10 protein-coding genes are annotated in these 13195 nt (G+C 44.8%); 7 read left to right on the forward strand and 3 right to left on the reverse strand.

What is annotated here, in order from left to right:
- Positions 1 to 75 precede the first annotated feature (75 nt).
- The 3 genes from hypD to nifJ form a co-directional block, all read right to left on the reverse strand.
- The gene (gene hypD / locus G3T18_RS13520; RefSeq protein WP_224411091.1) at positions 76 to 1176 is read right to left on the reverse strand and encodes a hydrogenase formation protein HypD; all 1101 of its coding nucleotides are present in this window, start codon (positions 1174 to 1176) and stop codon (positions 76 to 78) included.
- A 207-nt stretch (positions 1177 to 1383) separates the two neighbouring features.
- Complete coding sequence (locus G3T18_RS13525) at positions 1384 to 2406, reverse strand: dihydroorotate dehydrogenase-like protein (RefSeq protein WP_224411092.1); 1023 nt, start codon at positions 2404 to 2406, stop codon at positions 1384 to 1386.
- Between the two features lie 69 nt (positions 2407 to 2475).
- Positions 2476 to 6132, reverse strand: a complete 3657-nt coding sequence (nifJ, locus tag G3T18_RS13530; protein ID WP_224411093.1) for a pyruvate:ferredoxin (flavodoxin) oxidoreductase — start codon at positions 6130 to 6132, stop codon at positions 2476 to 2478.
- A gap of 540 nt (positions 6133 to 6672) precedes the next feature.
- On the opposite strand from nifJ, the gene hoxE reads away from it, so the two are divergent.
- The 7 genes from hoxE to hypA all read left to right on the forward strand — a co-directional run bounded on the left by hoxE (position 6673) and on the right by hypA (position 12439).
- Positions 6673 to 7188, forward strand: a complete 516-nt coding sequence (gene hoxE, locus G3T18_RS13535) for a bidirectional hydrogenase complex protein HoxE (RefSeq protein ID WP_224411094.1) — start codon at positions 6673 to 6675, stop codon at positions 7186 to 7188.
- A gap of 66 nt (positions 7189 to 7254) precedes the next feature.
- Positions 7255 to 8847, forward strand: a complete 1593-nt coding sequence (locus G3T18_RS13540; RefSeq protein WP_224411095.1) for a NuoF family protein — start codon at positions 7255 to 7257, stop codon at positions 8845 to 8847.
- A gap of 40 nt (positions 8848 to 8887) precedes the next feature.
- Positions 8888 to 9604, forward strand: a complete 717-nt coding sequence (hoxU, locus tag G3T18_RS13545) for a bidirectional hydrogenase complex protein HoxU (RefSeq protein ID WP_224411096.1) — start codon at positions 8888 to 8890, stop codon at positions 9602 to 9604.
- Positions 9592 to 10140, forward strand: coding sequence for an NADH-quinone oxidoreductase subunit B family protein (locus G3T18_RS13550; protein WP_224411097.1), 549 nt, complete (start codon positions 9592 to 9594; stop codon positions 10138 to 10140). The genes hoxU and G3T18_RS13550 overlap by 13 nt, the downstream gene beginning before the upstream one ends.
- A gap of 33 nt (positions 10141 to 10173) precedes the next feature.
- Complete coding sequence (locus G3T18_RS13555; protein ID WP_224411098.1) at positions 10174 to 11601, forward strand: Ni/Fe hydrogenase subunit alpha; 1428 nt, start codon at positions 10174 to 10176, stop codon at positions 11599 to 11601.
- Complete coding sequence (locus tag G3T18_RS13560; RefSeq protein ID WP_224411099.1) at positions 11589 to 12059, forward strand: hydrogenase maturation protease; 471 nt, start codon at positions 11589 to 11591, stop codon at positions 12057 to 12059. The genes G3T18_RS13555 and G3T18_RS13560 overlap by 13 nt, the downstream gene beginning before the upstream one ends.
- Positions 12060 to 12097: 38 nt before the next feature.
- Positions 12098 to 12439, forward strand: coding sequence for a hydrogenase maturation nickel metallochaperone HypA (gene hypA, locus G3T18_RS13565; protein ID WP_224411100.1), 342 nt, complete (start codon positions 12098 to 12100; stop codon positions 12437 to 12439).
- The last annotated feature ends 756 nt before the right edge of the window (positions 12440 to 13195 follow it).

Raw genomic sequence — 13195 nt, forward strand, 5'->3', positions numbered from 1 at the left:
CCGCTCCGCTAAAGGGCGAGGCTTTAAACCCAGTTTTTCTGGTAAGACAAGAGGGGCAAGCACGGGGGCTTGCCCCTACTCGTTGAGGCGTTGACGATAACGATAATAAGCAGCACAAGCACCTTCGGAGGATACCATTGGTGCGCCGAGAGGATGTTCTGGAGTGCAACGTCTCCCAAAGGCGGGACAGTGGTGAGGTTTCTGGATACCTTGTAAAATCAGACCGCTAATGCACTCAGAAGGGGTTTGAGCGGCAGTTGCCACCTCTAAATGAAATTTTTGCTGGACATCATAGTTAGCGTACTCTGGGCGCAGTCCTAGCCCACTGTGGGGAATTTCCCCCAAGCCTCGCCACTGACGGGAGACGACTTGAAAGACTTGTTGCATCAGGGTTTTGGCGGATTGATTTCCTTGGGGTTGGACGGAACGGCTGTATTGGTTGACAACTTCGGCTTGGTTTTGTTCGAGTTGTTGAAGACAAAGATAAACCCCTTGGAGGATGTCTACAGGTTCAAATCCGGTAACGATGATGGGAATCTGGTATTGAGCAGCGATCGCCTGATACTCTTCATATCCCATTACAGTACAGACATGACCTGCGGCGAGAAATCCTTGCACTTGGTTCTGGGGAGAAGACAAAATCGCTGCCATTGCGGGGGGAACCAGGACATGAGAAACTAACATAGAAAAGTTAGTAATTCCTTGTTGTTTTGCTTGATAAACTGCCATTGCTGTAGCCGGGGCAGTGGTTTCAAACCCAACAGCAAAAAAGACAACTTCTTTCTCAGGATTCTCTTGGGCAATTTTGAGGGTATCGAGGGGAGAATAAACAATCTGCACATCTCCACCATTAGCTTTGACAGTTAATAAATCCGTGGAAGTTGACCCCGGAACTCGTAACATATCCCCAAAGGAACAGAAAATAATCTGGGGTTGAGATGCAAGGGTAATCGCTGTATCAATTAATTCAGTTGCGGTGACACAAACGGGACAGCCGGGTCCATGAATTAAGGTTATTTCTGAGGGTAATAGGGTATCAATGCCATATTTGACAATGGTATGAGTTTGTCCCCCACAAATTTCCATAATTGTCCAGGGTTTGGTAATAATTTTTGTAATCCCTTGGACGTAAGTTTGGACAATTTCTCGATCGCGATACTCATTAACAAATTTCACGGATATTACCCTACTATAGCAGCGAACGAATTAGTTAGAACATCCTCATTTTCGGAAAACCTTGCTAGCATAAGCTCTTATTACTGTTTACTGCTATAGTAGCCCTCATAAGTTATTTCTGCAAATCTGGCGTTCTTGAGCAAAGAAACTGCGGATTTCCCGGTCTCAAAAAGCCTCTTGCAAGGAGAACAATGAAAGTATTGCTGACTAACTTACTTTCTGGAATAAGTCAATTGCCGGATGATAATTTTGGATAGCTTTCATATATTGAACCCGTTCAAATTCTGTGGGGTTCGGGCAATTAATCTGACTCATACTTCCTTGTAGCTGTTTCACTGATTCATATTCATGTTCTTCTAGCCACACTTTTAAATCTGTTTCAATGCTTTTTAAATGTCCAATACCATGTCTTAAGAGAACGCTAACTATCATCGTCACCTTTGCTCCGACCATTAACATTTTTACCACATCAACAGCTTTATGAATCCCACTAGTAGCAGCAAAATCAGCATTTACTCTGCCATATAAAATCGCAATCCACCGCATGGGTAAGCGCATAGCTTGGGGGGTACTCAGTAAAACATGGGGATTTACTTCTAGGGTTTCAATATCAATATCTGGTTGATAGAAACGATTGAATAAAACTAATCCATCTGCCCCAGCTTCTGTTAGTTTCTTCGCCATATTTGCTATATTGCTGAAATAGGGACTCAGTTTAACTGCAACGGGAATATTAACCGTTGATTTCACCGATTGAAGCACTTCAATGTAACGTTTTTCAATCTCTTCTCCAGAGATATTCAAATCAGTGGGAATATGATAAATATTCAGTTCAATAGCATCAGCCCCTGCTTCTGCCATTTTTTTCGCATAGTCAGTCCATCCCCCTAATGTTGAACCATTGAGACTAGCAATAATCGGAATTTTAACCCTTGACTTTGCTTGCTGAATATGCTTAAGATATTGTTCCCCTGCAACATGAAAAATGTCTGGTTCCGGGAAATAAGTTAAGGCTTCGGCAAAACTTTCAGTTCCTTGTTCGAGATGATAGTGTAATTCTAATTGTTCCTGGCGAATCTGTTCTTCAAATAAGGAATGTAGCACGACGGCGGACGCACCAGCATCTTCCATTTGTTGAAGACGATCGATATTTTCAGTTAAGGGTGCAGCAGCCCCCACTACTAACGGAGATCGCAATTCTAAGCCTAAATAATTGGTGGTTAAATCCATCTTTGATTACCTCTTGATTTTAACGGGAAGCTGAGGCAATCTAGTCGAAAATTGCCCCAGCGATCGCGATTAGGAAGCTGTCATTTGTTTCGGCGATCTTTCCCCTGAATCTGGCTTTTCATCTTTCTGGGGATTTGTCAGATGACGGGCAGCTAAATATTGATAGAGTTGCCAACGGGTGTTAACATCGGCTTGGGCTGCTTCTAAAAGTTGCTTGGCTTGTTCGGGATTGGTACGGGTTAACATCTTGAAACGATTTTCGGCGTACATGGAATCCTCAACGGAATGTTTCGGAGAATGAGAATCCAACAGTAAGGGATTTTCCCCTACTTCCGCCCGTCGGGGATCGTAACGATAGAGTAACCAACGTCCGGACTCAACTAAGGCTTTCTGTTGCTGCATCGCCGTTGTCATGTTAATGCCGTGGGCAATACAGTGGGAGTAGGCGATAATCAAAGAAGCTCCGGGATAGGCTTCAGCTTCGAGGAAAGCCCGCAAGGTATGTTCGTCTCGCGCGCCCATTGCGACACTTGCCACATAAACATTACCATAGGTCATTGCCATTAAGCCTAAGTCTTTCTTGGGTGCAGGTTTCCCCCCGGCTGCAAATTTAGCAACTGCGCCTCGCGGAGTGGCTTTGGACATTTGACCGCCTGTATTAGAATAAACTTCGGTATCCATGACCAAAATATTCACATTGCGACCGCTTGCTAAAACGTGATCTAAGCCACCATAACCGATATCGTAAGCCCAACCGTCACCGCCCACAATCCAAACACTCTTTTTCACTAAGTAGTTAGCCAGGGAAAGCAGTTGTTTAATCTGACTGACGACTTGAGAATCTTCAGTGGTACTTAATGCTTGTTCTAGCTGTTGTTTGAGTTGCGCCACCCATTCCCGTTGTTCGGCGATATCTGCTTCATCGGTTTGTTGATTATTGAGAATTTGACTAGCAAACTCTGTGGGAATAAGGGCATTTCCATTCATCCCAAAGGATAGCTGTTGCAACAGTTCCACGGCATATTGGCTATGTTTATCCACCGAAATTCGGAAGCCTAAGCCAAACTCAGCATTATCTTCAAACAGGGAATTTGACCAAGCGGGACCTAATCCTTGGGCGTTTTGAGTCCAGGGAGTTGTAGGTAAATTACCGCCATAGATAGAGGAACATCCGGTGGCATTCGCTACCAACATCCGATCGCCAAATAATTGCGTTGCTAACTTAAGATAAGGTGTCTCCCCACAACCTGCACAAGCCCCAGAAAACTCAAAGAGGGGTTCTTGCATTTGCTGATGGGCAATTTTATGCAGATTCAATTGGGCGCGATCGCGATTGGGTATTCTTAAAAAGAAGTCCCAATTTTCCCGTTCCTGTTCTCGTAAGGGCAGTTGTGTCTCCATGTTAATTGCCTTTTTCCGGGGTTCGGCTTTATTTTTGGCAGGGCAGACATCGACACAAACGGCGCATCCGGTACAGTCTTCTACCGCCACCTGAAGGCTAAATTGCAGGTTTGACCAAGCCTTATCTCGCGCATTCGTACTCTTAAAGCTTGCGGGGGCATTTTCTAAGGCACTCTCGTCATACACTTTAGAACGAATCACCCCATGAGGACAAACCATGACACATTTACCACATTGAACGCAGACATCGGTATCCCAAACCGGAACTTCCATCGCCACGTTACGTTTTTCCCATTTCGATGTCCCACTCGGATAAGTCCCATCAACAGGTAAAGCACTTACAGGAATTTCATCTCCTTTCCTTAACATCATCTTCCCTAACACTTCCCGTACAAACGCCGGGGCTGTTTCGGGAATGGCAGAATAATCTTTCTCCGAGGTTGCTTCTGGGAGCTTGAAACTGCGATAGTTAACTTCATGGAGACGATCTAAGGTGCTATCTACCGCTTCCAAGTTTCGTTTCACCACTTCTTCACCCTTTTTGCCATAGGTTTTGCGAATGGCTTTTTTAATTTGGGCGATCGCGTCTTCTTTTGGTAACACTTTAGCAAGGGCAAAGAAACAAACTTGCATCACGGTGTTAATCCTCCCTCCCATCCCTGCATTATTCGCCACCTCATAAGCGTCGATCGCATAAAACTTCAGTTCCTTTTCCTGAATCTCTTGGCGAATATCTTGGGGCAGTTGTTGCCAGGTGGTTTCCGGATCGTAGGGACTATTGAGGAGGAAGGTCGATCCCGGTTTTGCTACACTCAACACAGCTAATTTTTCTAAGAATTGCCATTGATGACAGGCGACAAAACTTGCGTTACTAATAAGATAGCTGGAGCGCAGTTTTTCGGGTCCAAAGCGCAGATGCGAAACTGTCACCGAACCTGACTTCTTAGAATCATAGACAAAGTAGCCTTGGGCATAATTATCGGTTTCTTCGCCAATAATTTTAATCGAGTTCTTATTTGCCCCTACTGTCCCATCCGATCCTAAGCCATAGAACACTGCCCGCACGACATTATCTGGTTCAATGTTGAAATTCGGATCGTAAGGTAGAGAGGTATGGGTGAGATCGTCGTGAATGCCAATGGTAAAGTGATTTTTGGGCGTATCTTGACTCAGATTGTCAAAGATTCCTTTAATCATCGCCGGAGTGAACTCTTTTGAGGATAACCCATAACGTCCGCCAACAATGCGCGGCGCCGGGGTAAAGGTTTGGGTTTCGACGATCGCACTTACCACATCCAAGTACAAGGGTTCGCCGGAACTTCCTGGTTCTTTTGTCCGATCTAAAATGGCGATCGCTTTGACAGTTTTGGGTAAGGCATTGATGAAAGTTTGAATCTCAAAGGGACGATATAACCGCACTTTCACCACCCCAACTTTTTCACCTTGGGTGTTGAGATAGTCAACGGTTTCCTGGGCAGTTTCACAACCCGATCCCATTAAAATTATGACCCGTTCCGCTTCCGGATCGCCTTCGTACTCATACAATTGGTATTGTCGTCCGGTTATGGCTGCAAACTCATCCATTGCCTTTTGCACGAGATTGGGGCAAGCCTCATAATAAGGATTAACCGTTTCTCGCGCTTGGAAGAAGACATCAGGGTTTTGGGCGGTACCGCGAATAAAGGGGCGATCGGGGGATAACGCCCGTTCTCGATGGGCAAAAATAAGTTCGTCGGGGAATAATTGTTTTAATTCCTCATCCTCAATTAACACCACCTTTTGAATTTCGTGGGAAGTGCGGAATCCATCAAAGAAGTGTAAGAAAGGAATGCGAGATTCTAAACTAGCACGAGTGGCGATCGCTGCGAAATCATGGGCTTCTTGTACCGATGCTGCACAGAGTAACCCGCAACCTGTGGCTCTGGCTGCCATCACATCACTATGATCCCCAAAAATGGACAAAGCTTGGGCAGCGATCGAACGGGCGGCAATATGCAACACCCCAGGAGTCAATTCCCCCGCAATTTTATATAGGTTGGGCAACATCAATAACAAGCCTTGGGATGCCGTAAACGTGGTGGTTAAGGAACCCGCTTGTAACGCCCCGTGAACCGCCCCGGCTGCCCCTCCCTCGCTTTGCATTTCCACAATCGCGGGAACAGTTCCCCAGAGGTTTGATTGTTTCGCTGATGACCAAGCATCCGCCCATTCTCCCATCGGCGAGGCGGGGGTAATCGGATAAATGGCAATGACTTCATTCAGTCGATAGGCAACCCGGGCAACAGCTTCGTTACCGTCTAACGTTGTAAATGCTGGTTTACTCATAATTGATAATCTCAACTCTCGTTTATCGTTGCGATCGGGCAATAGCCTGCTTATATCTCCGAGATGACTTGTTTTTTTGATGCTTCGAGCGCAGGTATCAAACTAATCGCCGAGCGGGAATTAATTATTTTGGTTAATAATTTTTTTCTTCAGCTTCTAGTCAAACTTTAGCCTTTAATATTTCAAAAAATATGGTTTTTAAGGAATACTTCAGGATCGATTAACAAGTCTTATTAAACAACAAACGGGTTGTTTTTTGACAAGCTTACTTTCTGGGTAAAATTTGCGGAAATTATCACCAAGGCAGGGTTAAATCGACACCAAGCCAAGGGATGAGGGCTTAGCATCGAAACACGATCGTTGACAACCAGTGAGATAAAATTTTTAACATTTAAAATCAGGTATTAACACAAAACTTTATATATTTATTTAAGTTAATATGTCATAGTAAAATTAATAGATATAATGAAAAGAAACCCAAGTAAAAAATCTCGCTCGGACTGATGAAATCGACAGAATTTAAATAAGTGAGAAGATGTCATGCAAACATCACAAAAACCGCCAAAACTTGTTCGGAAGCCGCCCCCTCAAGATAATCCTTTCAAGCGAATTGACATTGCCCTCAAGCGCAATCATTACCAACCAGACGCTCTCATTGAGATTTTGCACGCTGCCCAAAATACCTTTGGCTATTTAGAAGCAGATACTTTAGCCTACATTGCGAAAAACTTGAAATTGCCCCTAAGTCGCGTTTATGGGGTCGCCACCTTTTATCATCTCTTTACCCTCAAACCCGGAGGCAAACATACCTGTGTCGTCTGTCTCGGCACAGCTTGTTATGTCAAAGGCAGTCAGAAAGTCTTAGCAGCCTTAGAACAACAGACAAAGATTCAAGCGGGAGAAACAACCTCGGATGGGCAAATTTCCCTACTCACGGCTCGCTGTATCGGAGCTTGTGGAATTGCTCCAGCAGTGGTTTTCGATGGTCAAGTAGCTGGACAGGTTTCCCCAGCAGCAGCCTTAGTCAAGGTAGAAGGGTGGGAAACGCCAGAATAGGGGATGAAATCGGATTCGAGTGACTTTCATCCTCAAGGTTAAATCCAAAAACAAGGGGAGAGAATCATGGAGCAAAGTGAACTGCTGGAATTAGCTGAAAAAGAACGCCAATCCCAAAAGCCAGTAAGAATTCATTGTTGTACTTCGACCGGATGTCGGGCTGCGGCTTCACTGGAAGTACAGAAAAGCATGGAAAAAGCAGTCGAAGATTGGGGCTTAGAGAACCAGGTTGAAGTCTTAGGGGTGGGCTGTATGGGCTTTTGTGGTTACGGACCGATGGTAGCTGTCAGCCCAAGCGAGCAACTCTATCAAAAAGTAACCCCCGAGCAAGGAGAATCAATTGTCAAAGCCGTGAATCAGGGGGAAGCCACTGCGGAAAAAGCCGACAGCAATCATCCTTTCTTTACCCGTCAATTGAAAATTGTCCGAGAACATAGCGGTCAAATCGATCCCGAAAAAATTGGCGAATACTTAGCCGTAGGGGGGTATCAAAGCCTCTATCAGGTTTTATACGAGATGACCCCTGCCGAGGTAGTGAATGAAATCATGAAATCTGGCTTACGGGGACGAGGAGGGGCTGGTTATCCCACAGGGTTAAAATGGCAAACCGTCGCCAAAATGCCCCCCGGTCAGAAATATGTCATCTGTAATGGTGATGAAGGAGATCCCGGTGCATTTATGGATCGTAGCGTCTTAGAAAGCGATCCTCATCGAGTGTTAGAAGGAATGGCGATCGCAGGTTATGCGATCGGTGCAGATCGAGGCTTTATCTATGTGCGGGCGGAATATCCCTTAGCAATTACTCGTCTGCAAAAAGCCATTAACCAAGCCAAAGGTCAGGGAATTTTAGGCACTCAGATTTTCGGTTCTCCCTTCGATTTTCGCATTGATATTCGGGTTGGAGCCGGAGCATTTGTTTGTGGGGAAGAAACAGCCCTGATTGCCTCTGTAGAAGGGAAACGAGGAACTCCCCGCCCTCGCCCTCCTTATCCGGCGGTTTCGGGACTGTGGGGAGAACCCACCCTAATTAATAACGTCGAAACCCTAGCGAATATCCCCACAATTATCAAGAAAGGGGCAGATTGGTTTGCCAGTATTGGTACGGAAAAAAGTAAAGGTACAAAGATCTTTTCCCTCACAGGCAAAATTGAGTACAACGGGTTGATTGAAGTACCGATGGGCATTTCCCTGCGGGAAATTATTGAAGAGATGGGGGGTGGGATTCCCAATGGTGGCAAGGTGAAAGCCGTACAAACTGGAGGCCCTTCGGGAGGGTGTATTCCCCCTGATGCCCTGGATACCCCCGTAGATTATGAATCTTTGGCAAAACTAGGTTCGATCATGGGGTCAGGGGGCATGGTGGTCATGGATGAAGAAACCAGTATGGTAGAAGTCGCCAAGTTTTACATGGGCTTTTGCCAAGAAGAGTCCTGCGGTAAATGTATTCCCTGTCGCGTCGGAACGGTGCAAATTTACGAACTGTTAAACCGCATTCTCAACCAGGAAGCCACTTCAACAGATCTAAAAAAACTCGAGCAATTATGTCAGATGGTGAAACAAACCAGTTTGTGTGGTTTGGGACAATCTGCCCCCAATCCCGTCTTGAGTACCTTGCAATATTTCCAGGATGAATATACCGCCTTAGTCAAGGGTGACTAACCCTTGAAGACTCTGTTAACAGGAAGATCCGGAGAAGATTATGGCAGTTGTCACCTTAAAAATTAACGATCGAGACTTAGCCGTAGAAGCTGGGGCAACAGTGCTAGAAGCAGCCCAAGCAGCAGGGATTCATATCCCCACAATGTGCCATTTAGAAGGGATTACCGATGTGGGGGCTTGTCGCTTATGTTTAGTAGCGATCGCCGGAATCCCCAAGCTTTTACCCGCTTGTGTCACCCAAGTCAGTGAAGGGATGAAAGTGCTTACCCATACCCCAGAAATTGAGGAATTTCGCCGGATGACGGTGGAAATGCTCTTTGCGGAAGGGAATCATATTTGTTCGGTTTGCGTCGCCAATGGTAACTGTGAGTTACAGGATATGGCAATTGAGGTGGGGATGGATCATACCCGCTTTTTCTACCAGTTTCCCCAGCGAGAAGTAGATGTATCCCACGATCGCTTTGGAATCGATCGCAACCGTTGCATCTTTTGTACTCGTTGCGTGCGAGTCTGTGATGAAATTGAAGGCGCTCATGTTTGGGACATGGCGGGACGCGGCAGCCAGTCGAAAATTATCGCCGGGTTAGACCAACCTTGGGGAGAGGTGTCCGCTTGTACCTCCTGTGGTAAATGTGTGGATGCTTGTCCCACAGGGGCAATTTTCCGCAAAGGGTCAACAGTGGCAGAAATGCAACGCGATCGCGCCAAACTGGAATTTATTGTCAACGCAAGGAAGAACCAAGAATGGACAAGATAAGGTTAGCAACTGTTTGGTTAGCCGGATGTTCCGGTTGCCATATGTCTTTTTTAGATTTGGATGAATGGTTGATCGACTTAGCCGAAAAGGTCGATGTGGTTTACTCTCCGGTGGGGTCAGATATCAAAGAATACCCTGAGAATGTGGATGTGGTCTTAGTTGAGGGAGCAATTGCCAACGAAGAGAATCTGGAATTGATTCAAATCATCCGAGAACGGTCTAAATTTCTCATTTCCTTTGGAGACTGTGCCGTCACGGCTAACGTTCCTGCCATGCGAAATATGTTACGCGGTGCCGACCCCGTTTTACGACGCTGTTATCTCGAACTCGGAGACGAAACCCCTCAGTTACCGAACGCCCCAGGAATTGTTCCCCCCTTATTAGCCCAAGTTCGTCCTGTCCATGAAGTTGTGACGGTAGATTTATTTATTCCCGGATGTCCCCCCGATGCGGAGCGAATTCGCGCTACCTTAGAACCCCTAATTAATGGGGAGAAACCCCAGATGGTCGGACGGGAAATGTTGAAGTTTGGTTGATCGGAATTTGCCCAATAAAATCTAAGAGTCGTTATGTCTAAAACAGTTGTTATCGATCCCATCACTCGTATTGAAGGTCATGCGAAAATTTCCATCTTGTTAGATGATGCGGGAGAAGTCTCCGATGCGCGTTTTCATGTGGTCGAGTTTCGAGGCTTTGAGAAATTTTGTGAAGGTCGCCCGATGTGGGAAATGGCAAGTATTACCGCCCGCATCTGTGGGATTTGTCCCGTGAGTCACCTCCTCGCCTCGGCGAAAACTGGGGATAAAATTCAAGCAGTTAAAATTCCGATCGCGGCGAATAAGCTACGGCGGATGATGAATTTGGCGCAAATTACCCAATCCCACGCCCTCAGCTTTTTCCACCTGAGTAGTCCTGACTTTCTCTTGGGTTGGGATAGCGATCCTGCCACCCGCAACATCTTTGGCTTAATTGCGGCGGACCCCGAATTAGCCCGGAAAGGAATTCGCCTCCGTCAGTTTGGTCAACAGGTAATTAAAATCTTGGGATCGCGCAAAATCCATCCCGCTTGGGCTGTACCTGGGGGAGTTCGTTATCCGTTGTTAGAAGAGGGTTGTAGCTGGATTCGAGAACGTTTACCGGAATCTCAAGAAACCCTTACCATTGCTTTAGATTTAATGAAGCGTCTGTTAGACCAATTTGGTACAGAGGCGCAGGTTTTCGGTGAATTTCCTTCTTTATTTATGGGCTTAGTGACCCCAGATGGCTTATGGGAACATTATGATGGTCATTTGCGGATTATGGATAGTGAGGGAAATATTGTTGCCGATCGCTTGAGTGAAGACGACTACCAAACTTTTCTCGGTGAAGCGGTAGAACCCTGGTCTTATCTGAAGTTTCCTTATTATAAGCCTCTAGGCTATCCCGAAGGAATCTATCGAGTGGGACCATTGGCAAGATTAAATATTTGCGATCGCATTGGCACTCCCCTCGCAGATCGAGCCTTACAAGAATTTCGCGATCGCGCTGGTAAACGGGTGGTGACTTCTTCTTTCTTCTATCACTATGCCCGTCTGGTAGAGATTCTCGCAGCCTTGGAGGGAATTGAGGCACTTGTTAACGATCCCGATGTTCTCTCCCCGCGAACTCGCGCTGAGGCGGGAATTAACCAACTTGAAGCCGTAGGAGTATCGGAAGCCCCCAGAGGAACGTTATTTCACCATTATCAAGTAGATGAAAATGGACTGATTGAAAAGGTGAATTTAATTATTGCCACCGGACAAAATAACCTCGCCATGAATAAAACCGTTGCCCAAATCGCTAAACATTATATCCGAGGTCATGAAATCCCCGAAGGCTTACTCAACCGTGTCGAAGCAGGAATCAGGGCGTTCGATCCTTGTTTAAGTTGTTCCACCCACGCTATGGGAGAAATGCCCTTACACATCCAACTAATCGGAAGCAAGGGTGAAGTAATTAACGAAGTGTGGCGACATTAACGATGATTTTAGTCATTGGCTATGGTAACGATTTACGCAGCGATGATGCTGTGGGAAGACGGGTAGCAGAAGTTGTTTCCCAATGGGATTTACCTGACGTTACCTCTATTTCGGTTCATCAACTGACCCCGGAACTGTCAGAAACCCTCTCTGGGGTAGAGATCGCAATTTTTGTCGATGCTTCTACCAATGGCTTAGAGGAAGTCACCGTTAACCCAATAACCCCCCTTGAGTCTGGCTTTAGCTTAACCCACGGTTGCGATCCGCGATCGCTGTTAACTCTTGCCCAAATTTTATATGGTAACTGTCCCCAAGCATGGTTAGTGCAGATTCCCGTCAGTGACTTGAGTATTGGGGAAAGCTTAAGCGCGATCGCGCAAACGGGAATCACCCAAGCCCTTGCAGAAATTCGTCGTTTAATTCCCGAAAACACCGCCGAAAATCTGTCAGTATTATAGCACAAAAACACTCTTTTTTCCCTTAATAATTACCGGAAATGCACGAAGTTAGTTTAATGGAAAATACCTTGGAGTTAGTTTTAAATTATGCTCAAAAAGAAGGGGCAAAAGAAATTCATTGGATTAAACTTAAAGTAGGGGCATTATCAGGGGTAATTCCCGAAGCCTTAGCCTTTGCTTTTGATGTTGTTATTCAAGGAACTATTGCTCAAAATGCCCACTTAGAAATTGAAACTGTTCCCGTCATTGTTCATTGTGAGAAATGTCAATTAGATTTTACTCCTTCTGACTTTATTTATGACTGTCCTCGCTGTCAACAATTGTGCTACGAAATTCGACAAGGAAAAGAACTAGAATTAGTATCAATGGAGATTGCTTAATGTCAAAATTAAGGAAATATTACTCAAAATACTCACCAAAAATTGAAACTGTTTCCGGAATTGAATCTTGTCAAAAATGTCAATTAAATTTTACTCACTCTGACTTACTTCATTTTTGACTGTCTTCGCGAAAATTCTCACCAAAAAAAGAACTAAAATTAGGATTATTGGAGATTGCTGACAATGTAACAAAATCAAGGAAATATTGCCCAAAATACTCACTGATAAATTGAAACTTTTCCCGGAATTGAATCTTGTCAAAAATGTCAATTAATTTTACTCCTTCTGACTTACTTCATTTTTGACTGTCTTCGCGAAAATTCTCACCAAAAAAAGAACTAAAATTAGGATTATTGGAGATTGCTGACAATGTAACAAAATCAAGGAAATATTGCCCAAAATACTCACTGATAAATTGAAACTTTTCCCGGAATTGAATCTTGTCAAAAATGTCAATTAAATTTTACTCACTCTGACTGTAGTTATGACTTTTTTCGCGGAAAATTAACAAGAAAAAGAACTAAACTTAGTATTAATGGAGATTGCTGACAATGTAACAAAATCAAGGAAATATTGCCCAAAATACTCACTGATAAATTGAAACTGTTTCCGGAATTGAATCTTGTCAAAAATGTCAATTAAATTTTACTCCTTCTGACTTACTTCATTTTTGACTGTCTTCGCGAAAATTCTCACCAAAAAAAGAACTAAAATTAATATCAATGGAGATTGCTGACAATGTAACAAAATCAAGGA

The organism is Oscillatoria salina IIICB1, from assembly GCF_020144665.1.
In the GTDB taxonomy this organism is placed as follows: Bacteria; Cyanobacteriota; Cyanobacteriia; order Cyanobacteriales; family SIO1D9; genus IIICB1.